The organism is Rhodococcus sp. OK611 (assembly GCF_003050885.1).
GTDB classification, from domain to species: domain Bacteria; phylum Actinomycetota; class Actinomycetes; order Mycobacteriales; family Mycobacteriaceae; genus Rhodococcus_G; species Rhodococcus_G oryzae.
In genome coordinates this window covers 30,411-55,579 of sequence record NZ_QAOZ01000004.1, presented here as the reverse complement: position 1 = coordinate 55,579, position 25,169 = coordinate 30,411, and the positions used below count along the sequence as shown (strand labels likewise).

26 protein-coding genes are annotated in these 25,169 nt (G+C 69.5%); 9 read left to right on the top strand and 17 right to left on the bottom strand.

The window, feature by feature from the left end; translation table 11 throughout:
- Positions 1-93 precede the first annotated feature (93 nt).
- The 3 genes from C8K38_RS05960 to guaB all read right to left on the bottom strand — a co-directional run bounded on the left by C8K38_RS05960 (position 94) and on the right by guaB (position 4,722).
- Positions 94-1,863: a GMC family oxidoreductase N-terminal domain-containing protein gene (locus C8K38_RS05960; protein WP_097210411.1), complete on the bottom strand. Its 1,770-nt coding sequence runs from the start codon at positions 1,861-1,863 to the stop codon at positions 94-96.
- Between the two features lie 130 nt (positions 1,864-1,993).
- Positions 1,994-3,133: a GuaB3 family IMP dehydrogenase-related protein gene (locus C8K38_RS05955; protein WP_097210410.1), complete on the bottom strand. Its 1,140-nt coding sequence runs from the start codon at positions 3,131-3,133 to the stop codon at positions 1,994-1,996.
- A gap of 65 nt (positions 3,134-3,198) precedes the next feature.
- The gene (gene guaB / locus C8K38_RS05950; RefSeq protein WP_097210637.1) at positions 3,199-4,722 is read right to left on the bottom strand and encodes an IMP dehydrogenase; all 1,524 of its coding nucleotides are present in this window, start codon (positions 4,720-4,722) and stop codon (positions 3,199-3,201) included.
- A 225-nt stretch (positions 4,723-4,947) separates the two neighbouring features.
- On the opposite strand from guaB, the gene C8K38_RS05945 reads away from it, so the two are divergent.
- Complete coding sequence (locus tag C8K38_RS05945) at positions 4,948-5,352, top strand: DUF5319 domain-containing protein (RefSeq protein ID WP_027501780.1); 405 nt, start codon at positions 4,948-4,950, stop codon at positions 5,350-5,352.
- 72 nt (positions 5,353-5,424) lie between these two features.
- On the opposite strand, the gene C8K38_RS05940 is transcribed toward C8K38_RS05945, so the two are convergent.
- From C8K38_RS05940 to C8K38_RS05930, 3 genes are all read right to left on the bottom strand, one after another.
- Entirely contained in the window at positions 5,425-6,501 is a 1,077-nt protein-coding gene (locus tag C8K38_RS05940) for an anti-sigma-D factor RsdA (protein WP_097210409.1), read from the bottom strand.
- On the bottom strand, positions 6,494-7,072 hold the full coding sequence (locus tag C8K38_RS05935) for a sigma-70 family RNA polymerase sigma factor (RefSeq protein WP_097210408.1): 579 nt from the start codon (positions 7,070-7,072) through the stop codon (positions 6,494-6,496). Before C8K38_RS05935 ends, C8K38_RS05940 begins: the two co-directional genes overlap by 8 nt.
- A gap of 88 nt (positions 7,073-7,160) precedes the next feature.
- Positions 7,161-7,955, bottom strand: coding sequence for a hypothetical protein (locus tag C8K38_RS05930; protein ID WP_257017070.1), 795 nt, complete (start codon positions 7,953-7,955; stop codon positions 7,161-7,163).
- 484 nt (positions 7,956-8,439) lie between these two features.
- Between C8K38_RS05930 and C8K38_RS05925 the strand changes: the two genes are divergently transcribed.
- From C8K38_RS05925 to C8K38_RS05910, 4 genes are all read left to right on the top strand, one after another.
- Positions 8,440-8,733 (top strand): WhiB family transcriptional regulator, encoded by a 294-nt coding sequence (locus C8K38_RS05925; protein ID WP_027501783.1) that lies wholly within the window; start codon positions 8,440-8,442, stop codon positions 8,731-8,733.
- Positions 8,734-8,854: 121 nt separating this feature from the next.
- Complete coding sequence (locus tag C8K38_RS05920; RefSeq protein ID WP_097210407.1) at positions 8,855-9,508, top strand: fasciclin domain-containing protein; 654 nt, start codon at positions 8,855-8,857, stop codon at positions 9,506-9,508.
- Between the two features lie 31 nt (positions 9,509-9,539).
- The gene (gene sigK, locus C8K38_RS05915) at positions 9,540-10,190 is read left to right on the top strand and encodes an ECF RNA polymerase sigma factor SigK (protein ID WP_097210406.1); all 651 of its coding nucleotides are present in this window, start codon (positions 9,540-9,542) and stop codon (positions 10,188-10,190) included.
- On the top strand, positions 10,190-10,930 hold the full coding sequence (locus C8K38_RS05910) for an anti-sigma factor (protein ID WP_097210405.1): 741 nt from the start codon (positions 10,190-10,192) through the stop codon (positions 10,928-10,930). The genes sigK and C8K38_RS05910 overlap by 1 nt, the downstream gene beginning before the upstream one ends.
- A gap of 72 nt (positions 10,931-11,002) precedes the next feature.
- Here C8K38_RS05910 and groL read toward each other — a convergent pair whose 3' ends face one another.
- Positions 11,003-12,619: a chaperonin GroEL gene (gene groL, locus C8K38_RS05905; RefSeq protein WP_097210404.1), complete on the bottom strand. Its 1,617-nt coding sequence runs from the start codon at positions 12,617-12,619 to the stop codon at positions 11,003-11,005.
- 87 nt (positions 12,620-12,706) lie between these two features.
- A complete protein-coding gene (groES, locus tag C8K38_RS05900) occupies positions 12,707-13,006 on the bottom strand; it encodes a co-chaperone GroES (RefSeq protein WP_027501788.1) in 300 nt (99 codons plus the stop codon).
- A gap of 230 nt (positions 13,007-13,236) precedes the next feature.
- Between groES and C8K38_RS05895 the strand changes: the two genes are divergently transcribed.
- The 3 genes from C8K38_RS05895 (at position 13,237) to C8K38_RS05885 (ending at position 15,889) form a co-directional block, all read left to right on the top strand.
- The gene (locus C8K38_RS05895; protein ID WP_097210403.1) at positions 13,237-13,587 is read left to right on the top strand and encodes a DoxX family protein; all 351 of its coding nucleotides are present in this window, start codon (positions 13,237-13,239) and stop codon (positions 13,585-13,587) included.
- 84 nt (positions 13,588-13,671) lie between these two features.
- Positions 13,672-15,402 (top strand): TIGR03767 family metallophosphoesterase, encoded by a 1,731-nt coding sequence (locus C8K38_RS05890; RefSeq protein ID WP_097210402.1) that lies wholly within the window; start codon positions 13,672-13,674, stop codon positions 15,400-15,402.
- A 43-nt stretch (positions 15,403-15,445) separates the two neighbouring features.
- Complete coding sequence (locus C8K38_RS05885) at positions 15,446-15,889, top strand: RrF2 family transcriptional regulator (protein ID WP_097210401.1); 444 nt, start codon at positions 15,446-15,448, stop codon at positions 15,887-15,889.
- Between the two features lie 9 nt (positions 15,890-15,898).
- Here the strand turns inward: C8K38_RS05885 and C8K38_RS05880 are convergent, their stop codons facing one another.
- The 8 genes from C8K38_RS05880 to C8K38_RS05845 all read right to left on the bottom strand — a co-directional run bounded on the left by C8K38_RS05880 (position 15,899) and on the right by C8K38_RS05845 (position 22,885).
- Entirely contained in the window at positions 15,899-16,441 is a 543-nt protein-coding gene (locus C8K38_RS05880; protein ID WP_097210400.1) for a potassium channel family protein, read from the bottom strand.
- A complete protein-coding gene (tsaD, locus tag C8K38_RS05875) occupies positions 16,431-17,483 on the bottom strand; it encodes a tRNA (adenosine(37)-N6)-threonylcarbamoyltransferase complex transferase subunit TsaD (protein ID WP_097210399.1) in 1,053 nt (350 codons plus the stop codon). Before tsaD ends, C8K38_RS05880 begins: the two co-directional genes overlap by 11 nt.
- Positions 17,480-17,962 carry a ribosomal protein S18-alanine N-acetyltransferase gene (rimI, locus tag C8K38_RS05870; RefSeq protein WP_097210398.1) on the bottom strand — a complete coding sequence of 161 codons (483 nt, stop codon included), beginning with the start codon at positions 17,960-17,962 and terminating at the stop codon, positions 17,480-17,482. Before rimI ends, tsaD begins: the two co-directional genes overlap by 4 nt.
- Complete coding sequence (tsaB, locus tag C8K38_RS05865; protein WP_097210397.1) at positions 17,959-18,603, bottom strand: tRNA (adenosine(37)-N6)-threonylcarbamoyltransferase complex dimerization subunit type 1 TsaB; 645 nt, start codon at positions 18,601-18,603, stop codon at positions 17,959-17,961. The genes rimI and tsaB overlap by 4 nt, the downstream gene beginning before the upstream one ends.
- 15 nt (positions 18,604-18,618) lie before the next feature.
- Complete coding sequence (tsaE, locus tag C8K38_RS05860; RefSeq protein ID WP_097210396.1) at positions 18,619-19,101, bottom strand: tRNA (adenosine(37)-N6)-threonylcarbamoyltransferase complex ATPase subunit type 1 TsaE; 483 nt, start codon at positions 19,099-19,101, stop codon at positions 18,619-18,621.
- Entirely contained in the window at positions 19,094-20,170 is a 1,077-nt protein-coding gene (locus C8K38_RS05855) for an alpha/beta fold hydrolase (protein ID WP_097210395.1), read from the bottom strand. Before C8K38_RS05855 ends, tsaE begins: the two co-directional genes overlap by 8 nt.
- On the bottom strand, positions 20,167-21,324 hold the full coding sequence (alr, locus tag C8K38_RS05850; protein WP_097210635.1) for an alanine racemase: 1,158 nt from the start codon (positions 21,322-21,324) through the stop codon (positions 20,167-20,169). The genes C8K38_RS05855 and alr overlap by 4 nt, the downstream gene beginning before the upstream one ends.
- A gap of 100 nt (positions 21,325-21,424) precedes the next feature.
- On the bottom strand, positions 21,425-22,885 hold the full coding sequence (locus C8K38_RS05845) for an NAD(P)H-hydrate dehydratase (protein WP_097210394.1): 1,461 nt from the start codon (positions 22,883-22,885) through the stop codon (positions 21,425-21,427).
- Between the two features lie 49 nt (positions 22,886-22,934).
- Here C8K38_RS05845 and C8K38_RS05840 point away from each other — a divergent pair, with 49 nt between their 5' ends.
- Positions 22,935-23,279 carry a cupredoxin domain-containing protein gene (locus tag C8K38_RS05840; protein ID WP_097210393.1) on the top strand — a complete coding sequence of 115 codons (345 nt, stop codon included), beginning with the start codon at positions 22,935-22,937 and terminating at the stop codon, positions 23,277-23,279.
- Positions 23,280-23,294: 15 nt separating this feature from the next.
- On the opposite strand, the gene glmS is transcribed toward C8K38_RS05840, so the two are convergent.
- The gene (glmS, locus tag C8K38_RS05835) at positions 23,295-25,160 is read right to left on the bottom strand and encodes a glutamine--fructose-6-phosphate transaminase (isomerizing) (protein WP_097210392.1); all 1,866 of its coding nucleotides are present in this window, start codon (positions 25,158-25,160) and stop codon (positions 23,295-23,297) included.
- Between the last annotated feature and the right edge of the window lie 9 nt (positions 25,161-25,169).

The following is a 25,169-nucleotide window of genomic DNA, read 5'->3' as shown; positions in this document are numbered from 1 at the left end:
CCGCCCCGCGCACCCCATCACCGGCTACGCCTGCCCCGAACGCAGGAAGCCCCCGACCGCACGAGTCGGGGGCTTCCTGGAGTCGAACGGCGGTCAGGCCGCGCCGGTTCCGGTCTTCTCCTGAGCGGCACCGCCGCTGCCCTCATGAGCGGCACCGCCGCTGCGGATCTCCACGATGGGCAGCACCAGAGCCGCGGGGGCGCTCGCAGGAACCACCGGACTGTTGGGCGCGATCGGGTTGATCCGCCGGTAGCCCTCGCCCTGCGCCGGACGCAGATCCTGCTCGCCCTTGTTCGGCCACAGCGACGCCGCACGCTCGGCCTGCGCGCTGATCGTCAGCGACGGGTTCACACCCAGGTTCGCCGACACCGATGCCCCGTCGACCACGCTCAGGGTCGGGTAGCCGTACACCCGGTGATAGGGGTCGATGACCCCGTGCTCGCGGTCCGATCCGATCGCGCAGCCACCGAGGAAGTGTGCGGTCAGCGGGATGTTGAAGATCTCGCCCCAGGTGCCACCCGCGATGCCGTCGATCTTCTCCGCGATCCTTCGGGTGGCGTCGTTGCCCGCCGGGATCCAGGTCGGGTTCGGTTCGCCGTGACCCTGCCTGCTCGTGACCTTGCGGCCGAAGACACCGCGCTTGGTGTAGGTGGTGATCGAGTTGTCCAGGTTCTGCATGACCAGGGCGATGATGGTGCGCTCGCTCCAGTTCTTCACCGTGAGCATGCGCAGCATCTGCATCGGGTTCTTCGCGACCACGCCGAGGAATTTCACCCAGCGCGGAGTGGTGCCACCGCCGTCGGTCATCAGCGTCTGCAGCAGACCCATCGCGTTCGAGCCCTTGCCGTAGCGCACCGGCTCGATGTGGGTGTCCGCGGTCGGGTGGAACGAGGAGGTGATGGCGACGCCCTTGGTCAGGTCCATCGCCGGGTCAACCTTCAACTTGCCCGCGCCGACGATCGATTCGGAGTTGGTGCGGGTGAGTTCGCCGAGCTTGTCGGACAGGCGTGGCAGCGAGCCGCTGTCCTTCATCTCGTGCATCAGATGCTGGGTGCCCCAGGTGCCTGCGGCGAGCACGACATTCTGCGCGGTGTAGGTCTTGTGGTTCTTGCGGATCTTGGCGCCGGTGCGCCGGGTCACCACGTCCCAGCTGCCGTCGGAGGCCTCGTGCAGCCCGGTCACCGTGGTCATCGGGATGATCGTGGCCCCGGCCTTCTCGGCGAGGCCGAGGTAGTTCTTCACCAGGGTGTTCTTCGCGCCGTGCCGGCAGCCCGTCATGCACTCGCCGCACTCGATACACCCGGTGCGGTCCGGGCCCGCGCCACCGAAATAGGGGTCCGGGACGGTCTTGCCCGGCTCGCCGAAGAAGACGCCGACCGGGGTCTGGATGAAGGTGTCGCCGACGCCCATGTCCTCGGCCACCGACTTGATGACCTCGTCCGCGGGGGTCATGTGCGGATTCTGCACGACACCCAGCATCTTGCGGGCCTGGTCGTAGTACGGGCTGAGCTCGTCGTGCCAGTCGGTGATGTCACGCCACTGCGGGTCCTCGAAGAAAGAGGCAGGCGGCTTGTAGAGGGTGTTGGCGTAGTTCAGCGATCCGCCGCCGACGCCTGCGCCCGCGAGGATCAGCACATCGCGCAGCAGGTGCACGCGCTGGATGCCGTAGCAGCCGAGCGCGGGCGCCCAGAGGAACCGCTTGAGGTCCCAGCTGGTCTTCGCGAAGTCCGCGTCGGCGTACCGACGGCCGGCCTCGAGAATGCCGACCCGGTACCCCTTCTCCACCAACCGCAGCGCCGTCACGCTGCCTCCGAAGCCGGATCCGACGATCAGGACATCGAAGTCCGTTGCACGCTTGCCCATCTGGACACCTCCACCATGAACCTGGATTAGTTACTCGTCAGTATGCACCGGATCCCTGTGACCGATGCCACAAGGGTTGCCTAAGTGTAACGACAGGTATCAGGAACAGGCAGAATGCCGCCGATGACGGTCAGGCACGCACCGTCAGGCCGACCTTCTGGAACTCCTTGAGGTCCGAGTAGCCGGACTTCGCCATCGAGCGACGCAGTCCACCGACCAGGTTCAACGAACCGTACGGATCGGCCGACGGTCCGGTCAGAACCGTGTCGAGCGACGGGCGGTCACCGAAGGCGACCGGCAGCAGTGCGCCACGCGGCACAGACGGATGCGCGGCAGCCGAAGGCCAGTACCAGCCGCCGCCCGGCGCCTCCGCCGCGACCGCGAGGGGCGCACCGAGGACCGCGGCGTCCGCGCCACAGGCGATGGCCTTGGCCAGGTCGCCCGAGGTGGTGATGTCGCCGTCCGCGATGACGTGCACGTAGCGCCCGCCGGTCTCGTCGAGGTAATCGCGACGCGCGGCCGCGGCATCCGCGATCGCGGTGGCCATGTGCACCCCGATGCCCAGCACCTCGCCGGTGGTCGTGGCGCCCTCGGTGGAGCCGTAGCCGACGATGACACCCGCGGCACCTGTGCGCATGAGGTGCAGCGCCGTGCGGTGATCGCTCACGCCGCCCGCGATCACCGGGACGTCGAGCTCGGAGATGAACGTCTTGAGGTTCAGCGGCTCGCTCTCGCCGTGCGCGACATGCTCGGCGGAGATGATCGTGCCGTGGATCACCAGCAGGTCGATCCCGGCCTTCACCAGCTCAGGCGTCAGTGCGCGCGCGTTCTGCGGGCTGACCCGGACCGCGGTGGTGACACCGGAGTCGCGCACCTGCGCGACGGCCGCCGCGAGCAGGTGCGGCTGGATCGGCGCCGCGTGCAGCTCCTGGAGCCGGGCGATCGGTGCGTCCGGGTCCTCGTCCGTCTCGGCGAGGTGCACCAACTCGGCGAGCTTCGCGTCGACGTCGGCGTGCCGACCCCACAGGCCCTCGCCGTTGATCACGCCGAGCCCACCGCGCTTACCGAGCTCGATCGCGAACGAGGGCGAGACCAGCGCGTCGGTCGGGTGCGCGAGGACCGGGATGTCGAAGCGGTACGCATCGAGCTGCCAGGCTGTCGACACCTCCTTGGAGGACCTGGTCCGGCGGGAGGGGACGATGTCGATGTCGTCCAGCTCGTAGGTGCGACGGGCGGTTCTGCCCATGCCGATTTCAACGAGGTCGCGCACGCGCGCCCCTTTCTTCGTTGTGGCTGATGCTTGCCTGGATCTTCGCTGGAAACTATCCCGCGCGGCTACCGCGCGGCGTAGTTCGGCGCTTCCACCGTCATGGTGATGTCGTGCGGGTGGCTCTCCTTGAGACCCGCGGCGGTGATCTGCACGAACTGCGCCTCCTGCAGTTCCTCGATGGTCGCGGATCCGGTGTAGCCCATGGCCGCGCGCAGGCCGCCGGTGAGCTGGTGGATCACCTGCGTCAGCGGGCCACGGAACGGAACCCGACCCTCGATGCCCTCGGGAACCAGCTTGTCCTCGGCGAGCACGTCGTCCTGGAAGTACCGGTCCTTGGAGTAGGACTTGCCCTGCCCGCGGCTCTGCATCGCGCCGAGCGAACCCATGCCGCGGTAGCTCTTGAACTGCTTGCCACCGACCAGGACCATCTCTCCCGGGGACTCGGCGGTGCCGGCGAGGAGCGAGCCGAGCATGGCGGCGGACGCACCGGCCGCGAGCGCCTTGGCGACATCGCCGGAGAACTGCAGGCCGCCGTCGGCGATGACCGGGACGCCGAGCGCCTTGCACGCCGCGGTGGCCTCGAGGATCGCGGTGATCTGCGGGGCACCGACACCGGCGATGACGCGGGTGGTGCAGATCGAGCCGGGACCGACACCGACCTTGACGCCGTCCGCGCCCGCCTCGACCAGTGCGAGGGCACCTGCCCGGGTCGCGACGTTGCCACCGATGAGCTGGACGCGATCGCCGATCTCCGCCTTGAGCTTCGCGATCATCTGCAAGATGTTGACCTGATGGCCGTGCGCGCTGTCGACGACGAGCACGTCGGCCCCGGCGTCGGCCAGCGCCATCGCGCGGGCCCAGGCATCGTCGCCGACACCGACGGCGGCGCCGACCAACAGGCGGCCGTCCCGGTCTTTGGTGGCGTTCGGGTGCTGCTCGGTCTTGACGAAGTCCTTGACGGTGATCAGTCCGGTGAGCTTGCCCTGGCCGTCGACGATCGGCAGCTTCTCGAGCTTGTGCCTGCGCAGCAGCCCGAGCGCGGCCTCGGCAGTGACGCCCTCGCGCGCGGTGATCAGCGGGGCCTTGGTCATCACTTCGGCCACCGTGCGGTTCTGGTCGACCTCGAAGCGCATGTCGCGGTTGGTGATGATGCCGACCAGCTGACCGGCGTCGTCGGTGACCGGTAGCCCGGAGATCCGGAACCGCGCGCACGTTGCGTCGACCTCGGCGAGCGTGTCCGACGGCTTGCAGGTGACCGGGTCGGTCACCATGCCGGCCTCGGACCGCTTGACCGTCTCGACCTGACCGGCCTGCGTCTCGACCGAGGAGTTGCGGTGCAGCACGCCCATCCCGCCCGCACGCGCCATCGCGATCGCCATCCGAGACTCGGTGACAGTGTCCATCGCCGAGCTCACCAGCGGAACCTTGAGCCGGATCTCGCGGGTCAGCTGGCTCGAGGTGTCCACCTGGTTGGGAACGACGTCCGACGCGGCGGGCAGCAGCAGCACGTCGTCGAAGGTGAGTCCCAGCATGGCAACCTTGTCGGGGCGGTCCCCTCCGGTACGCACGTGCCCTCCGGAAATACTCATGCGGCTCGGGACCCTTTCCTGGAACTGTGGTGCGCCGCCGTGCGGGGCGTCGAATCCCCGCGGCGCGGTCAAGTCGTGATTGCTTCGGGACTGAGAAGAATGCTCGGTCGAGGGCGAACTATTCCCTCAGCCCGTCCACCATGGTATCGGCTGGACACGGGTGCGAGCGAACGCGGTTCGTGTGACGGCTGGCGCAGACCCGCCTGCGCTGCGTACCGTGGACCTGTGCGTGATCAATTGCCCCCCGGTCTGCCGCCGGATCCGTTCGCCGGCGACCCCTCCGATCCGTCGGCCGCGCTGGACGCGATCGAGCCGGGTCAGCCCCTCGACCCCCATGAGCGACTGGCCGTGGAAGAAGACCTCGCGGACCTCGCCGTCTACGAGGCCCTGCTCGGCCACCGCGGCATCCGCGGGCTCGTCGTGTGCTGCGACGACTGCCAGCAGGATCACTACCACGACTGGGACATGCTGCGCGCCAACCTGCTGCAGCTGCTCGTGGACGGCACCGTGCGCCCGCACGAGCCCGCCTACGACCCGGTCCCCGAGGCCTATGTCACGTGGGACTACTGCCGCGGCTACGCGGACGCGTCGATGAACGAGGCGCTGCACGGCGACGGCTTCGACGCCTGACCCACCCCCGACACGACGAAACGGCCCGACAAGGAATTCACCTTGTCGGGCCGTTTCGTGTCTGGGCTCGGATCAGCTGGGGGCCAGTTTCGACGTCAGGTCCCGCGGCGTTGGCGTGTCCTGGGTCGGTGGCTCGATCCTGGTGGTGGTCGGCGCGGGCGGGACCGTCGTCGGCACCACCGGCGGGCTGGTGATCACCGGCGGGACCGTCAGGTCGACCGGCGGGATCGTAGTCGGCGGTACCTGAGTCGTCGGCACCCCCGGCTCGACCGGCAGGATAGTCGGCAGGCTCGGGAGGTTCGGCACGGTGGTGGGCAGCACCGGCGCGGTCACCGTGGTCCCGTCCAGCGTGACACCCGGCACCACGGGCAGTCCGGGGACAGTCCCGGCCGCAGAGGGCAGCGTGGTCGTCGTCGGAGGGGTCTTGGCGGCATCGGCCACCAGTCGCTCCCGCCAGGCCGTCAGCTCGTCGTGCTTGGCCGACTCGTTCACGCCGTCGACCCGCTTGCGTGCGGACTCGAGCACCACCAGCGCCGCCTGCGGGTCGCCTGCGCGGATGAGGCGCTCGGCCTCCTCCAGGTTGGTGGTCGTGTCGATGCCCGCGACGGTCGAGTTGGCGCGCTCGGTGAACACGACCTCCTTGACCTTCCACAGCGGATCACCCGGAACGGCGTTGTAGGAGAAGACCGTCAGCCCGGCCATCACGACGGCGACGGCCGCGGCAGCGCCCGCGATGGGCCGGAGCAACCGCAGATTCGAGCGGCGGGGTGAGCCGATCGTCGCGAGTTCGCGGTCAACGGCGGCGGCCACCTGGTCGAGGTCGGGCTCCACCGGCATGGCGGGGGCGAGGATCTCGGCGCGCCATGCGGTCAGCAGGGTCGCGAGCTCGAACTCCTCGGGGCTGTTCGTCGCGATCGGGCCGTCACCGGCGATCGCGTCGATGAGGGCGTCGTCCCGCGCGATGGCGGCGAAATCGACGGCGGTCGCATCCGCGGACTCCTCGGCGTCGCCGAGGGACGACGCGTCGGTGTCACCGAGGGACGACGCGTCGGTGTCACCGAGGGACGACGCGTCCGGGGTGAGATCGGCACCGGACGTGTCCCGCTGCGTTCCCTCGTCGTCCCCACCACGCTTGCTGCCCCTAGCCATACATCTCACCCGCTTTCGCAACTTCGTTCTTCAACTTCGCGAGCGCCCTGTGCTGGGCGACCCGTACTGCTCCGGCCGTGCTGCCCACGGCAGCTGCCGTCTCCTCCGCCGACAGGCCGACAACCAAACGCAGGACCAGGATCTCCCGATGCTTCTCGGGGAGGGTTCCCAATAGTGCGCTCATCTGCCGGGTGGTCTCCGAGTCCAGAGCGAGCTTCTCGGGTCCCTCGTCGGTGGAGATGACATCTGGTACCTCGGCCATCGACTCGGCTTTGTTACGCCCGGCGTTCCGATGTGCATCTGCCACCTTGTGCGCGGCGATGCCATACACGAATGCCATGAAGGGACGGCCCTGATCCTGATACCGCGGCAATGCGGTCATCACTGCCAGGCATACCTCCTGCGCCACGTCGTCCGCGGACAGTTGTCCCCTTTCCGCGGCTCCGACCCGTGATCGGCAGTAACGCACAACCAAGGGTCGAACACTCTCGAGCACTCGAGACAAGGCAACTCGATCGCCCTGCGCTGCCGCAGCGACGGCTGAGTCCAACTCCTCGCTCGTATTAGTCATCGTCAGAGTGATTCCTGGCGTTACAGTGGCGCCCGCTCCAGAGCGCTCCCACCTGGCGGTGGAACGTTTGAAGGATAGCGACAGACACTCACAGATCCCTGAATCGGCCACCGCGGTCGGAGATTTGCCGTCGACATTCATCCCGGATCGCCACCGCGTCCGCACCGGGACGGACTCCATTGACAAGCATCGCCGCGGCCCAGCGCAGTGGCAACAGCCCGTGCTCGGCACACCGGTCCAACACCTGTTCGCCCAGATCAAGTGCCGCGGCGGGATCCGGGCCTGCGCTGTGGGCGGCCGCCAGCAGGAGGTCCGACTTCACCTGGTGCCGAACCGAGTCGACGCCCCGGGCGAGTTCGACGGCCGCGCTCGCGTGCCGACGCGCCGTGACGGGATCCCCCGACGCCAACGCGATCTCGGCGGTCACCCAGTTCAGGCGGATGCGCTGCCGCCACAGCCCTTGGTCGTTCCCGACCAGCGGCGCGCACCGCTCGAGCAGCGCGGAACCGAGTGCGAGCCGCCCGCAGCCGAGCGCGTCCGCGGCCAGCCCGGTCAATGCGTCGCATCGAGCGGCGGTCAGCGCCGACTCCTCCCCGCCCGCCGGTCCGGCGAGTGCCGCGAGCGCGCGCCCGTCGAAGCCCGCAGCCAGCCGATGCCACCCGAGTTGCCTGAGCAACGAGGCCTCCGTGCTCAGCGCGAGCGAGGCGACGACCGGGCTCGGGCGCCCCCGTGCGATGCGCAGGAGTTCGGTGCGGGCCGCGGCGTATCGCCCCTGTCCACCGAGCGTCACCGCCATGAGCCAGCGCTGTTGGTTGTCGTCAGCGGCAGGCAACGGAGCCAACCCGGGCTGGTCGCCGAATGCGGCGTTGATCAGTGTCCCCACCAGGCCAAGAGTAGGGCCGGCCCGCGCGCCCCTGCGCCGCACCCACCCTCGCCCGAATACCCATTCGCGTCGCGTTTGTCGAGAGTTACGGGCGCGTCGACGTATTTCAAGGTTGAATCAAAGATTGAATCAGGCAACTGATTCAGAGTCCGGTTTGTGGCAATTGCGTTAACCAAGAATCTCAACCCCGCTCCGCGCGCCGACAGGGCACACACCACGCCCTCCTACCGCATCGGACCAGCAAAAGTACTCGTCAGCACCCACAACAGGACACCGAGGCCGAGCCGGAGGACCGGCGCAGCGACAGCTGATCACGGCTACATGTCCTTGTCTATGAACAGAACGTTAAATTCTCGTGCGAACACTATGGAAATCCCCACTTGAAGAACTATTGACTCGTTTTCCGCAATACCTCTAACGTTGCCGAGACGAATTGATTTCAGACCTGGAGGCTCTTCAGGTGTATGGATGGACAGGAGATGGCATGCCTCAGCCGAATCACCTCCCCGGACCGAACGCCGATATCTGGGACTGGCAGATGCACGGCCTGTGCCGCGGAGTCGACTCCGCGATGTTCTTCCATCCGGACGGTGAGCGGGGCCGGGCACGCACCCAGCGTGAGACCCGCGCCAAGGAGATGTGCCGTCAGTGCCCCGTGCTCGCGCAGTGCCGCAGCCACGCCCTCAGCGTCAGCGAGCCGTACGGGATCTGGGGCGGCATGTCCGAGACCGAACGTGAGATGCACGCCCGCAGGGGCCGCCACCGCATCGCGGTGTAGACGACGTCGTCTCGGCGCGGCCCCGGCTTCCTGGGCCGCGCCGAGATGCGTGACCCATCCTCTGCACCACCCGCTCCGAATGCCTTCCCGACAGCACTCGCACAACTCGGGAAGGCAGTCCATGAGCATCAGCACCACGCGCATGCGAACCCTCGCCATCGCGGCCACCGCGTCGGTCGCCCTGATCGGCGTCTCGGCGTGTTCCTCCGCAAACAGCGACGACTCCGCGCCCTCCTCCCCCTCGTCCGGTGACGAGATGTCACCGGCGATGACGGCCGACCCCGCAGTGAATCTGGTCGGGCCCGGCTGCGCGGACTACGCCGAGGCCGTGCCGCAGGGCGACGGCTCGATCTCGGGGATGGCCCAGGATCCGGTGGCCGTCGCCGCCTCGAACAACCCCCTCCTCACCACCCTGGTGGCCGCGGTCTCGGGGCAACTCAACCCCGACGTCAACCTCGTCGACACCCTCAACGGAGGGCAGTTCACCGTGTTCGCACCCGTCGACGACGCATTCGCCAAGGTGGATCCGGCCACCATCGACACGCTGAAGACCGACGACGCGCTGCTGACGAAGGTCCTCACCTACCACGTGGTGCCCGGCCAGATCACGCCGGACGAGATCGCCGGCCGGCACCCGACGGTCGAGGGCACCGCGGTGACCGTGACCGGATCGGGGGACGCCCTCAAGGTCAACGACGCGAATGTGACCTGCGGCGGCGTGAGCACCGCGAATGCCACCGTCTACCTCATCGATTCTGTGTTGATGCCGCAGTAACGTGACTATCGATGAAGGAAAACGGACAGTCGTGACGGACCCGGGGTCCACGGATTCCGGCGCCGCGCCCGATCACGGCATCGACGAGGCGGCCTGCCCGGCTGACGTCGGGCAGGCCCTTGCCGTGCGCGCGGCCGAAGCGGCCGAGCTGGCCGCCCTGCTTACCCGCGCCGCCGACGGCGATTCGGGGTCGTTCGCCGAGCTGTACGACCGGACCTGCGCCCGCGTCTACGGAATGGTGCTGCGGGTGCTGCGCGATCCGGGCTTCGCCGAGGAGACCACCCAGGAGGTCTACCTCCAGCTCTGGCGCACCGCCGACGACTTCGACGCGACAAGGGGCTCCGCGGTGTCCTGGCTGATGACCCTCGCGCACCGCAGGGCGGTCGACCGGGTCCGGTCGGAACAGTCGCACTCGAACCGCGAGGTGGTCTACGAGTCACGCAACCGTGGCAGCGAATTCGACGAGGTCGCCGAGGAGGTCTCCGGGCGCCTGGACAGGCAGGCCGTCATCGAGTGCCTCGACACCCTCACCTCGGTGCAGCGCGAGTCGGTCTCGCTCGCCTACTACGGCGGACGCACCTACCGCGAGGTCGCCGCCCAGCTCGGGGTCGCGCTGCCGACCATCAAGACCCGGATCCGGGACGGGCTGGTCCGGCTCAGAGGATGCTTGGGGGTGGTGTGATGGACGACGACCAGATCGACCTGGCCCACGCCTACGCCCTCGATGCGCTCGACGCGGACCAACGCCGTGCGGTCGAGCAACTCCTCGCGACCTCCGACGACAACCTGCGGGTCGAATTCGAGGCGGTGGTACGCCAGGGCCGGGAGACGATGGCGGCCACCGCCGCCGCGTACGCGACCCCTCCGCCCGCACACATCCGTGAACGCCTGCTGACGCAGATCGCGCGGGAGCCCCGCCTCGGCCCGGGTCGGGCGGCGGCGCCGGTCTCGCTCACCGATCGGCGGCGCGCCACCCCCCGGTGGCGTCTGGTGGGCGCCGCGGCGGCCGCCGTCGCGCTGCTCGCGGGCGGCGTGTTCATCGGACAGCAGCTGCGCGAGACGACGCCGCCGCAGCCGGTGGCGGCCCAGGTGATGAGCGCCCCTGACGTCCGGACGTCCTCGACGGAGGTGCCAGGCGGCGGCTCGGCGACAGCCGTCTACTCCCGGTCGACCGACGCCGCGGTGCTGATGATGAACGACGTCACCCCGCCCGCTTCGGACTCGGTCTATCAGATGTGGCTCTTCGCGGGCACCGGTGCGCCGGTCTCGGCGGGCATGATGGCGCCGGATCAGGTGTCGCCCTCGACCGTGGCCGTACTCGACGACCTGGACGGCGCCTCACTGCTCGCCTTCACGGTGGAACCCGCGGGCGGCTCGGAGCAGCCGACCACGGACGTGTTCGCCTCGCTGCCACTGGGATAGAGAAAGCGACAGGCCCCGGACGAGGATCCGTCCGGGGCCTGTCGCTGCTGTCACCAGGGGGCGACGGTGGTGCTAGTGGCTGTGGCCGTGGCCGTGATCCGCATCGGCGGCCTCGACCGGCTTCTCGACGACCGTGGCCTCGGTGGTGAGCACCATCCGGGCGACCGAGGCCGCGTTGACCACCGCGGAACGGGTCACCTTGACCGGGTCCACCACACCGTCGGCGAGCAAGTCGCCGTAGGTGAGAGTGGCGGCATTGAAGCCGTGACCCTTGGGCGCCTCGGCGACCTTGCTGACCACGACCGAGCCGTCGACGCCCGCGTTCGTAGCGATCCAGAACAACGGGGCCGACAGCGCCGCGCGCACGACCTCGACGCCGGTCGCCTCGTCGCCGGAGAGCGATGCGGCCAGCGCGCCGAGCGTCTGGCCCGCCTGCACCAGTGCGGAGCCGCCGCCGGGCACGATGCCCTCCTCGACCGCGGCCTTGGCCGCGTTGACCGCGTCCTCGACGCGGAACTTGCGCTCCTTGAGCTCGGTCTCCGTTGCGGCACCGACCTTGATCACCGCGACGCCACCGGACAGCTTGGCGAGGCGCTCCTCGAGCTTCTCGCGATCCCAGTCGGAGTCGCTGTTCTCGATCTCGCGACGCAGCTGACCGACACGGGCCTCGATGTCCGCCTCGGTGCCTGCGCCGTCGACGATGGTCGTCTCGTCCTTGGTGACGACGACCCGACGGGCGCTGCCGAGCAGCTCCAGGCCGGCCTCCTTGAGGGTCAGGCCCACATCGGAGTTGATGACCGTGCCCGCGGTGACGACCGCGAGGTCGTCGAGGAACGCCTTGCGCCGGTCACCGAAGAACGGCGCCTTCACCGCGACGGCCTTGATCGTCTTGCGGATGGAGTTCACCACCAGGGTGGAGAGCACCTCGCCCTCGACGTCCTCGGCGATGATCAGCAGCGGCTTGCCCGCCTCGGCGACCTTTTCGAGCAGCGGCAGGAAGTCCGGCAGCGAGCTGATCTTCTCGCGGAAGAGCAGGATCAGCACATCCTCGAAGATCGCCTGCTGCGCATCGATGTCGGTGACGAAGTAGGGCGAAAGGTAGCCCTTGTCGAACTGCACGCCCTCGGTCACGACGAGCTCGGTCTGCAGTGTCGAGGACTCCTCGACGGTCACGACGCCGTCGACGCCGACACGCGTCATCGCCTCGCCGACCAGCTCACCGATCTCCTCGTCGCGCGAGGAGACGGTGGCGACCTGAGCGATCGCGTCCTTGCCCTCGACGGGGGTCGCGGCGGCGATGAGAGCCTCCGACACGGCATCTGCGGCCTGGCTGATGCCCACACCGAGTGCGATCGGGTTGGCGCCGGCGGCGACGTTCTTCATACCGCCGTGGATCAGCGCCTGGGCGAGCACGGTGGCGGTGGTGGTGCCGTCGCCCGCGACGTCGTTGGTCTTGGTGGCGACGCTCTTGACGAGCTGGGCGCCGAGGTTCTCGAACGGGTCCTCGAGATCGATCTCACGGGCAATGCTCACGCCGTCGTTGGTGACGGTGGGGCCGCCGAACGCCTTGGCGAGCACCACGTGTCGACCGCGGGGGCCGAGGGTGACCTTGACCGCGTCCGCCAACGTGTCGACGCCGCGCTCGAGAGCCCGGCGGGCGGTCTCGTTGAACTGGATTTCCTTGGACATTTGCTCAGCTACTCCTGGATTGGGAGGGTCCGCAACGCGATCCGCCCCGGGCCCATGTGTGGGACGCCGGGGCGGTTCGCAAGTGGCTTACTTGGAGATGACAGCCAGCACGTCACGTGCCGAGAGGATCAGGTACTCCTGGCCGGCGTACTTGATCTCGGTTCCGCCGTACTTGCTGTAGATGACGGTGTCGCCTTCCTTGACGTCGACCGGGATGCGGTTGCCCTTGTCGGTCACACGCCCTTCGCCAACGGCGACGACGGTGCCCTCCTGGGGCTTCTCCTTGGCCGTGTCGGGGATGACCAGGCCTGAGGCAGTCGTCGTCTCGGCCTCGTTGGCCTGGACGAGGATCTTGTCCTCGAGCGGCTTGATGTTCACGCTCGCCACGATGAGCCCTCCACTTTCAGGGGTTTATGCGTCCAGGGCTGTTCCCAGGACGTGATGGTGTGTTCGTACGCTTGCGGCATCTCACTCGAGCCCCGTCGTCGCGGGTGCCGAGGCTCGGTCAGCGCCAACTAGCACTCTATACATGCGAGTGCCAGCGCTCAAGGTCGGCGGGTACTTAGGTGCTCGATGCGAGATTTGTGTGGATTGGGGGGTCAGGACCGGAGTTCACCATGTTCGTCGCCACCGTCATCGTGACCGTTCTGCTCGCCGCACTCCTCGGGTACGCGGCCATCCGGAAGCTGAGCAACCGGGAGGCGGTGGTTCGGGAATACGCCGAGCTCGGTGTGCCCGAGAACCGCCTGAACTCGCTGGCGGGAGTCCTCCTCGCCGGCGCCGCCGGCCTGGCCCTCGGCCTGGCGCTGGCCCCGCTCGGCGTCGCCGCCGCGATCGGGGTGATCTGCTACTTCACCGTGGCCGTCGTCGTCCACATCCTCGCCCACGACCCGAAGCACCTCCCCGTCCCGCTCACGTACGCGGCGCTCGCCGTCGCCGCGCTCGTTCTGCGCCTCGCGTCGAGTTGATCGACCGGCCGCGCAGTCGCGGCCGATGTCGCGGGACGGCGGCGTGAACCCGAGGTGTACGGCAGGTGACCTAGAGTCGTCGCCGTGGCAAACATCAGCAGGCGCGCATTCATCGGACTGGCCGGACTCGGAGCCGCGGGAACCCTCGGGGCCGGCGCATTCGGGAGAGCGCCGTGGGGTACCTGGTACGCCGCGGCCGACACGCTGCCCGCCTCCTTCGCAGGCACCACCCTCGAGGCCGTCGCAACTCCGGTCGGCGGAACCGGCTACCGGACGCTCACCGCGGGCCCCGGGTGGCCGATGATCGTGCGGGGCGAGCTCGCCGAGGCACGGTCGGGACGCGAGGAGCGCAGGACCGCCCTCGCGTCCGTGGTGCAGCTGACCGACCTGCACATCCTCGACGCCCAGTCCCCCATGCGTTTCGAGTACGTGCATCCGCTGAACGGGTCGGCGTTCCGACCGCACGAGACGCTCACCACGCAGGGCCTGGTCTCGCTCGTGTCGCGGATCAACTCCCTGCCCGGCGGCCCGCACACCCGCCGCGCGTTCGACGCCGTGGTGACCACCGGCGACAACACCGACAACAAGGAGCACGCGGAGCTCGGCTGGCTGCTGACCGCGCTCAACGGCGGCACCTTCATCCCGAACACCGGTGCCGCGGATCGCTATGAGGGCGTACAGAACTCCGGGGCGGACCTGTACTGGAACCCCGAGTCACCGATCCGCGACATCTACAAGAAGGCTGGCTTCCCGGAGATGCCGGGACTGCTCGGCGCTGCGGCCCTCACCCCCGTCACGAGCCCGGGCCTGCGCACCCCCTGGTACAGCGTGTTCGGCAACCACGACGACTCGATCCAGGGCACCATCCCCAGCGGAATCGGACCGCTCGAGGCCATGTACACCGGCTCGATCAAGATCGAGGCGCCCGATTCCGAGCAGGCCCGCGCGATCGGCAGCGCCGCGAGCTCGGATCCGGCTGCGCTGCCAAGCATCCTCGCCGCGGTCACCACCCCGCCGCGCATCGTCACGCCCGACGGCAACCGGGCACCGTTCACCCCGCGGCAGTACATCGCCGCCCACCTCGACCCCAGGAACGCGGGCCCCGGACCCGTCGGGCACGGCTTCGCCCCCGACGCGGGCGAGACCGGCATCGGCTTCTACTCGTTCGAGATCGCGCCGGGCGTGGTCGGTATCAGCATGGACTCCACCAACCGCGCCGGTTTCGTCGACGGCTCCCTCGGCGAGGCCCAGTTCCGCTGGATCGAACAGACCCTGCAGGCGGGCAGCAGCCGCTTCTTCGACGCGGGCGGCCGCCCGGTGACGCAGTCCCGGCAGGACACCTACTTCCTGTTGTTCAGCCACCACACCAGCGGCACGATGGACAACCTGATCCCCGACCCCGAGAATCCCGGCGAGCGCCGTCACTCCGGCGCCGAGCTGCTGGACCTGCTGCACCGCTTCCCGAACGTGCTCGCCTGGGTGAACGGGCACACCCACGAGAACAAGATCACGCCGCACCCGGGTGCAACTGCCGCACAGGGCTTCTGGGAGATCAACACCGCCTCGCACATCGACTTCCCGCAGCACGCGCGGCTGATCGAGGTTGTCGACAACACCGACGGCACGCTCTCGCTGCTGACCACGCTCGTCGAGTCGGACAGCCCGTACGAGGTCCGGCACGGGGACTTCAGCCAGGAGGGCCTGGCCTCGCTGTACCGCGAGTTGTCCTTCAACGACATCCACGCCGACCCGAAGCTGCTGGGCGGATCCGTCGATCACAACACCGAACTGGTGCTGGTCTCGCCGCGCGCATGACGGTTTTGTTGCATCTCAGATGCAAGTATCATACGGTCGGTACGTGCAGCTGACGCGTTTCACCGACCTTGGGCTGCGCGTGGTGATGCGCCTGGCCGCCTCCCCTGGAGGCGGCGGCCTGACGACAAGTCAGGTGGCGGATCAGATGTCGATTCCGTACACGCACACGGCCAAGGTCGTTGTCCGGCTACGCGAACTCGGCATGGTCGAAGCCCGCCGCGGTCGGGGCGGCGGGCTCACGATCACCGAGGCGGGTCGGCACACCTCGGTGGGCACGCTCGCCCGCGCCCTCGAGGGCGACGAGGAGGTCGTGAACTGCGAGGGCGACCATCCGTGCCCGCTGCGCAGCGGCTGCCGTCTCCGCAGCGCACTGCGCCGCGCCCAGATCGCCTTCTATGACTCCCTCGACGGGGTCACCATCGACGACCTGCTCCGGGCGCCGACCGGGCTGACCCTGCTGGAGTTGTCCGCCCCCGTCAGGGCCTGACGCCGGCGCTCACGTCGCGGCGTCCTTGCGTCGCTGTCCCAGCCGCACCGCGGCCGTGATGATGCGGACACCGACCGCGAGCAGGAACAGGTTCCCCACGATCTGCGCCGAGACGACGGCCCTGGAGACCTCGGTGGTCGCGGTGATGTCCCCGAACCCGACAGTCGAGAAGCACACCAGCGTGAAGTACACCGAATCGATCTTCGTCAGCGGCTCGTTGAAGTTCTCCGGCCCCGACAGGGACATCAGGTGGTACAGCGTCGCGAACGCGAGCAGGTACCCCGGCAGCATCAGCCCGAGGCCCTCGATCGCCTGCAGCCCCGGATGCTCCGCGCGCACGATCTTCCGGATCTGCCAGGCGAAGAGCGCGCCGACGAAGACCAGCCCCAGCACCAGCCCGCCGATCGCGGAGGCGGATTCCAGGTTCTGCATCGGGATGACGAAGTACACGAACACCAGCGCGGCCGCACTCAGGAGCGTGCGGATGGCGACGCGCCGGATCAGCCTGCGCCGCTGCTCCTTCGGCAGCTTCTCGATCCGGTCATCGACCATCGCTCGCCGTCCGTGACTGGCTGACGGTCACCGAGAGGCCCGGATCCGTGGCGACCGTCAACGGAGACGGCGTGGCGCCCCCGGCGATGACGTGCGCTCCCAATGCGGCGATCATCACCCCATTGTCGGTGCACAAGCGCGGCTTGGGGATGCGAAGGGTCAAACCGGCCTCGGCGCAACGCTCCTCGGCGAGCGAACGGATACGTGAATTGGCGGTTGCCCCGCCGCCGAGCACCAGCGTGTCGACGCCGACGTCGGTCGCCGCTCGCACCGCCTTCATGGTGAGCACATCGGCCACCGCCTCCTGGAAGGACGCCGCGATGTCGGGGATCGGGAGCGTCTCCCCCGCCCGCTCCTTCGACTCCACGAAGCGCGCGACCGCCGTCTTGAGCCCGGAGAACGAGAAGTCGTAGCGGGCGTCGCGCGGTCCGGTCATGCCGCGAGGAAAGGCGATAGCCCGCGGATCCCCTTCCTGCGCGGCCGCATCCAGTGCCGGGCCGCCGGGGAACCCGAGTCCGAGCAGCCGGGCCACCTTGTCGAATGCCTCACCCGCGGCGTCGTCCACTGTGGTGCCGAGCTCGACGATCGGCCGCGCCAGGTCCTCGACGTGCAGCAGGTGGGTGTGACCGCCCGAGACCAGGAGGGCAACGCACGGCGGCATCGGGCCGTGCTCGAGGGTGTCCACCGCGACGTGCCCGCCCAGGTGGTTCAGCGCATAGAACGGCACATCCCAGGCCGCGGCGTACGCCTTCGCGGCGGCCGCGCCGACCAGCAGCGCCCCGGCAAGCCCCGGTCCGATGGTCACCGCGAGCGCGTCCGGCTTCGCGATCCCCGCCTGTGCGAGGGCCCGCCGCATGGTCGGGACGATCGCCTCGAGATGGGCACGCGAGGCCACCTCCGGCACCACGCCTCCGTAGCGGGCGTGCTGATCGACGCTCGAGGCCACCTCGTCGGCTAGGAGCTCACAGGTGCCGTCCTCGTGCCACCGGACGATGCCGACGCCCGTTTCGTCGCACGAGCTCTCGATCCCCATCACGATCATGACAGCTGCCCCTCGACCCGGGCGGCGGGCCTGCGCATGGTGTACGCGTCGGCGCCGCTGGGCTGGTAGTAGTTCCTTCGGGTCCCGACGATCTCGAAACCCGTTCCCCGGTACAGGGCGATGGCCGGCTCGTTGTCCGTGCGGACCTCGAGGAACACAGGACCGCCGTGTTCATCGGCCTCCCGCAGCAGCGCGTCGAGCAGTTGCGCGCCGAGGCCCAGTCGCTGGTGGGCGGGATCGACCCCGATGGTGTGCACCTCGGACTCGGCGTCGGCCCCACGCCCGAGCAACGCGATCCCCGCGTAGCCGAGCATGGTGCCGGACTCGGCGCGGGCGACGAAGTAGCGGTTGTGCTGCCCGGTCAGCTCCGACCGGAACGCCTCCGCGCTCCACGGGCTGTCACCGGGGAACAGCACCGTCTCCAGCTCCTCGCAGCGGGTTGCGTCGGCCGCGGTCATCCCGACGATCCGCGCGGTCATTTCTTCCGGTCCGCGATGGCGACCGCGTCGGGGCGACGCAGGTACAGCGGCACCAACGGCGCGGGCTCCGCACCGGAACGCAGTGCTGCCACGGCCACCGCGACCAGACCCGAGGGCGACGGCGTCTCGACCGGCTCCACGGGCAGGTCGAACAGGTCGACGTGACCGGCCGATCCCGCGATCGCCTGGGAAGGAGTCGGCTCGAGGTCCGCGGGCTTGTTCACCTCCGGGCCCTGCACGCGGGCACCGCCGCTGTAGCGCGCCCAGTACACCTCGCGGCGACGGGCATCGGTGACCACCAGCAGATCCCGTCCCAGCGCGGCCTCGATCGCGATCGCGTCCAGGCTGCAGACACCGTGCACGGGAATCCCGAGGGCATCGCCGAACGCGGCCGCCGTGGCCATGCCGACCCGCAGGCCGGTGAACGGGCCGGGGCCACAACCGACCACGACGGCATCGAGGTCCGACGGGGCGAAGCCCGCCTCCGCGAGGCATTCGAGGATGTGCGGGGTCAGCACCTCCGCGTGGGCCCTCGCGTTGACCGTGATCCGGGTCGCCAGGGTTCGTGGGGTGTCGCCCTCAAGGCGCACCACCCCGGCTGTTACGGCAGGCGTGGCGGTATCGACCGCGAGTACGAGCACGGTTACCGAGGATACCTAGGAGACCCAGGCCCATTGCGCCGTGCGCACGTCCGACTCCGGTTCGCGCCGCAACCGCACCAGCAGATGCCGCTCGGCCAGGTGCTCGACGACGCCCTCGCCCCACTCGACCACCACGACGGCACCCGCGAGGTCCGTGTCCAGGTCCAGGGCGTCCAGTTCGTCGAAGGTCTGTCCCGGATCGGCGCCGATGCCGAGCCGGTACGCGTCGACGTGCACCATCGCCACCGGCTCACCGCCACCGGGCCGCTCGCCGCCCGCGCGATGCTCGCGGGCGATGATGAACGTCGGCGAGCTGACCCGGCCCTGCACGCCGAGCCCGGCCGCGATCCCCCGCGAGAGCGCAGTCTTACCAGCACCGAGCGGGCCGTCGAGCACCACCAGGTCGCCCGCGTTCAGCTCCAGGGCGAGGCGCCTGCCGAACGCCTCGGTGTCCTCGGTCGTCGGCAGGTGGATCGTGCGCGGATCGTGGTCAGCCACCGACAACCGTCCGTTCGGAATCGCCCTGCTCGGCGATGGAGCGGCCGACGAGTCGGTCGATCGCGTCCGTCACCCGGATCGGGAACTCGAGCTGCACCAGGTGCCCGCCGCCGACCACGCGCACCAGCTCGGACTCCGGCAGCTCGGCCGCCATGGCCTCGGACTGGGAGAAGGGCAGGATCATGTCCGCGTCCCCGCAGAGCACCAGCGAGGGCAGCTCGGCGATGACCGGAAGCGCCGCCGATTCATCGTGCAGCTCAAGTGATTTGAGGAAGTTCACGATCGTGGTCACCGACGTCTGGTTGAGCATCCACTCGGAGAACCGCATCAGCGAAGGACTGACATCGGTGCCGTACGAGGCGGAGCGCAGGATCGGGGAGATCAGCATGCGTGCGGCGCCGCGCCCGAACTGGACCAGACCCGGCGAGGTGCGGACCGCGAGCCGGAACGCGTCGATCACGGGGTTCTGCAGGTTCCTGCTCAGCCCGGTCTTGTTCAGGCCCTCGGCCGCGGTGGAGATGAGCCCGACCCCGATCACCTTGGTGCCGAACAACTCCGGCACCTGCCTGGCCAGCGCCAGTATCGTCATACCGCCCATCGAGTGTCCGACGAGCACCACGGGGCCCCTGGGCGCGACGGCCTGGAGGATCACATCGAGATCCCGGCCCAGCTGACCGATGGTGCAGCTCGCGGATGCGGGGACCGCGGACCGGCCGTGCCCACGCTGATCGAAGAAGACCATTCGAACGGCCTTGCCCCAACGCTTCTCGAGCTGGCGCCGTTGAAAATGCCAGGACTCCATGCGCAGGCAGTAGCCGTGCACGAAGACCACCGTGAGGGGTGCGTCCGCGGGACCTACCTCCCGGACCGCGAGCGCCGTGCCGTCCTCGGCCGCGACGATGCTGCCGCGGTCGGCGCTCATCAACCGGAAGTCCTCCTTGGCGTACCGGTCTCGCCTGCCACCGCGGCGGGCGGCCGGACGGTGCCCGACGGTGACCCCCGCGAGCGCGCCGAGCGCGGCGGCGCTGACCGCACCTCCGACGAGGCCCGCCTTCCCGAACGGATTCATCGCAGGTCCTCCCTGCCGGTGAAGCCCCGGACGATTCGCCCCCGAACCCCGGTCACCACTTCGTAGTGGATGGTGTCGAGTGCGTCGGCCCAGTCCTGGGCCACCGGTTCGCCGTCGTCGCCGCTGCCGAACAGCACCGCCACGTCGCCCTCCGCGATCCCCGCAGGATCCGGTCCGAGGTCCACCACCACCTGATCCATGCACACCCGGCCGATCTGTGGGTGGCGCCGACCACCGATCTGCACCTCGAAGCGGCCGCCGAGGGCGCGCGGGATGCCGTCGGCGTAGCCGACCGGCAGCAGGGCGACCGTGGTGTCGCGGGGCGCGATCCAGGTGTGCCCGTACGACACGCCCTCGCCCGCGGCGATCTTCTTCACCAGCGCCACCCGCGCCCGCAGTGTCATGGCGGGCCGCAGTCCGAATCCGCCGAGTTCCGGCACCGGAGAGAGCCCGTAGATCGCGATGCCGGGACGGACCATGTCGAAACGCAGGTCCGGCCGGGTCAGCACGGCGGCCGAGTTCGCCAGGTGCACCAGCTCCGGACGCAGTCCCACCCGCCTGGCCTCGGCCACGGCGTGCTCGAGGCGGGCGGCCTGGGTGTCGATCATCGGGTGGTGCGGCTCGTCGGCGTGTGCCAGGTGGGAGAACATCCCGCGCAGCCGCACCGCACCCTCGGCCTCCGCCCTGGCCAGATCCCGAAGGGTGTCCTCGAGTTCGAACGGCGAGACACCGTTGCGCCCCAGTCCGGTGTCGACCTTGAGGGTGACGGTCGCCGTGGACCCGAGCGCACGGGCCGCCGCGACCACCGATCCCAGGTGCCGGGGCGAGGACACGCTCAGTTCGATTCCTGCGGCGATCGCGGCGGTGAAGTCCGTGTCGGGAGTGTGCAGCCAGGACAGGATCGGCGCGTCGATGCCCGCGGCCCGCAATTCCAGGGCCTCCTCGACCGTGGTGACCCCCAGCTCGGCGGCCCCGGATGCGAGCGCCGTGCGCGCCACCGCTGCCGCCCCGTGGTTGTAGGCGTCGGCCTTGACCACGGCCATCACCGCGGCGTCGCCCGCGTGTTCACACAACAGGCGGACGTTGTGGGCGATCGCATCGAGATCGATCAGCGCTTCCGCCTGCGGCGCGTACGGGCCAACCGCGGAAGTCATGCGCAGATCGTCCCATACGGACAAGTCGGAGGTCACGATCCACGATCCTGCCATTGACCACCGAAAGGCCAAATGATTTCCATCACTAACGAGGTCACATTTAGGGCACCGCTTGGGCACGAAGCACCCTCACCGCCGCCCTGACCTGGCACAACAGTGCATCGGCCGAGATGGGCGCGGCCGTGCCCGAGCCCTGCCCCGCGGCCAGGTTGGCGGCCAGCGAGTGTGCGCGGGCGCCCATCGCCGCGGCGGTCAGCGGCGCAAGACCGGTCGACATGAGGGCCCCGATGACGCCGGACAGCACGTCCCCGGCGCCGGCGGTCGCAGGTGCGGAGCCACCGGCCTCGTTGAGCAGGACCGATCCGTCCGGATCTGCGACCACCGTGCACCGTCCCTTGAGCAGCACGCTGATCCCCCACTCGGCCGCCAGGCCGCGGGTCGCCGCCACCCGGTCGGCCGCCAATCTCTGCGAAGCGGAGGCGTGCCCGGTGAGCCGGGCGAACTCCCCGGCATGGGGGGTCAGCAACGTCGGCGCCGACCGGTCCGTGACGAGCCCTGGCTCCGCGGCCACCAGAGTGAGTGCGTCGGCGTCCACCAACACCGGCAGGTCGGTACCGAGGACCGCGCGCAGCACCGTCAGCGCTTCCTCGTCGACCCCCATCCCCGGGCCGACCACCCAGGCCTGCACCCGGCCTGCGGCGTCGAACCCGTCCACCGCGACCACCTCCGGCCAGCGCGAGAGAACCTGCGGTGCAGCGGTTCCCGCGTACCGAACCATGCCGGACGTGGCGGTGACCGCGGCTCCCGCACACAGCACGCCCGCACCGGGATAGCGCGCGCTGCCCGCGATCACCCCGACCACGCCCTGGCTGTACTTGTCGTCCGCAGGTCCAGGCATCGGCCAGCGGGCGCCGACCTCGGCCGCGGTCGGTGTTCGCACCGAGGCGTCCGGGAGGTCGAGGCCGATGTCGACGAGTTCCACCCGGCCGCAGTGCGCGGCCGCGAGGGCGTGCACCGGCTTGAGCGCCCCGAACGCGACCGTGACCGAGGCCGTCACGGCGGGCCCCGCCGTGACCCCGGTGTCGGGATCGACCCCGCTCGGCAGGTCCACCGCGACGATCGGCACGCCGACCCTGGCCACCAGCGCGGCGGCGGGCGGCCGCAACGGCCCCCGGCCCGAGATCCCTACGATGCCGTCGACCACCAGGTCGGGGTCGCCGAGATCGGCGTCGGCGCCCACCTCGACCCGCCCGCCGACGGCGCGCAACGCCGCCAGCCCCGCTGCGTGGGCCCTGACCGGGTCGAGCAGGATCGCCTGGACCGCGACCCCGCGCCTGCGCAGCATCGCTCCCGCCCACAGCGCGTCCCCGCCGTTGTCGCCGGAGCCGACGAGCAGAGTCACCCGCCTGCCCGCCACACCTCCAGTGCGAGAACGTAGTTCGGACGCCACCACGGCGGTCAACCCGTACGCGGCGCGGCGCATCAGGGCGCCGTCGGGAAGCGCGGCGAGCAGCGGGGCCTCGGCGGCCCGCACCTGGTCGGCCGTGAAGTAGTCGCGCATCGAATCACCGTATCTCGCCACGGCCGTCGTTCGGGGCTACCCTTTATCCATGCGCGCACTCGGCGCCACCATCGCAACCGGACTGCTCGTCGCATCGGTACTCGTGGGTAGCGGCAGTCCGGCGCAGGCGCGGGACAAGACCGTCGAGATCAACAACAATGCCTTCTGGCCGTCCACCTCACGAATCCTCATCGGCGACACCGTCACCTGGGAGTTCAACGACGAGGGCACCGAACACAACGTCACCGCGACCGGGAAGGGCACCGCAGAGGGCGACTTCGCCAGCGAGACGATGTCCGAGGGCGAGTTCAGCCACACGTTCATGAGGCATGGCACCTACCCGTACGAATGCACCCTGCACCCGCAGATGAGCGGCACCGTCATCGTGCGATGACGGCGCCACGCGCATCTATTCGACGGTGACCGACTTCGCCAGGTTGCGCGGCTTGTCCACGTCGTAGCCGCGGGTCTGCGCGACCTCGGCCGCGAACACCTGCAGCGGGACCGTGGACAGCAGCGGCTGCAGCAGGCTCGGCGCCGCCGGGATCTCGATGAGGTGATCGGCGTGCGCGCGCACCGCCTCGTCGCCCTCCTCCGCGATCACGATGGTCCGTGCGCCGCGCGCCTTGATCTCCTGGATGTTGGAGACCAGCTTCGAGTGCAGGACCGCGCGGCCCTTCGGCGACGGCATCACGACGATGACCGGAAGGCCCTCCTCGATCAGCGCGATCGGCCCGTGCTTGAGCTCGCCCGCGGCGAATCCCTCGGCGTGGATGTACGCGAGTTCCTTGAGCTTGAGCGCACCCTCGAGTGCCACCGGATACCCGACGTGGCGTCCGAGGAACAGCACGGTCGGCGAGTGCGCCAGTTCCCGCGCCAGCGCCCTGACCGGTTCGACCGTCTGCAGCACGCGCGCGACCAGGTCCGGCATGGCCTCGAGATCGCGGTACTCCCTGGCCACCTCGTCCGGGTACTTGGTGCCGCGCGCCTGCGCCAGCGCCAGCCCCACCAGATAGTTCGCGGTCACCTGGGCCAGGAACGCCTTGGTGGACGCGACACCGATCTCCGGTCCGGCCCGGGTGTAGAGGACGGCGTCGGCCTCGCGCGGGATCTGGGACCCGTTGGTGTTGCACACCGCGAGCACTCGCGCCTTCTGGTCCTTCGCGTGCCGCACCGCCTCGAGGGTGTCTGCGGTCTCACCGGACTGCGAGATCGCGACGACGAGCGTCGAGCGGTCGAGAACCGGGTCGCGGTAACGGAATTCGCTCGCCAGCTCCACCTCGACCGGCAGCCTGGTCCAGTGCTCGATCGCATACTTGGCGAGCAGGCCGGAGTGGTAGGCGCTGCCGCAGGCCACGACGAACACCTTGTCCACATCGCGGAGCTCCTGATCGGAGAGCCGCTGCTCGTCGAGAACGATGCGACCGGCATCGAAATGCCCGAGCAGGGTGTCGGCCACCGCGGCCGGCTGCTCCTCGATCTCCTTGAGCATGAAGTAGTCGTGGCCGCCCTTCTCGGCGGCGGCGAGGTCCCAGTCGATCCGGAACGGACGCGTGGGGACGTCCTCGTTCCCGTCGAAGTCGGTGACCGTGTAGCCGTCGGCGGTGATGACGACGACCTGGTCCTGGCCGAGCTCGACCGCATCGCGGGTGTGCTCGATGAAGGCCGCGACGTCGGATCCGAGGAAGGTCTCGCCCTCGCCGACGCCGATCACCAGCGGGGTGGACCGGCGGGCCGCGACGATGGTGTCCGGGTGGTCGGCGTGCGTGAACACCAGGGTGAACGCGCCCTCCAGGCGGCGGATCACCGTCCTGGCGCTCTCGACGAAGTCTCCGGCGGTGTCACCGGAGGCGTAGGCCCGCGAGACCAGGTGCACCGCCACCTCGGTGTCGGTGTCGGAGGCGAACTCGACGCCGTCGTTCTCGAGCTCGGCGCGCAGCGGCGCGAAGTTCTCGATGATGCCGTTGTGCACGACCGCGACCTTGCCCTCGGCGTCCCGGTGCGGGTGCGCGTTGCGGTCGGTCGGCCTGCCGTGCGTCGCCCAGCGGGTGTGGCCCATGCCCGTGGTGCCGACGAAGCGCTCGGTGCCGGTCTCCGCGAGCTCGGCCTCGAGGTTGGCCAGCCGGCCCGCCTTACGCTCGATCGCGACGCCGCCCACACCGTCGAGGACCGCGATACCGGCCGAGTCGTAGCCGCGATACTCCATCCGGCGCAGCGCCTCCACCACGACGTCCAGCGCCTGGCGGTGGCCGACGTATCCCACGATTCCGCACATGGGTCACCA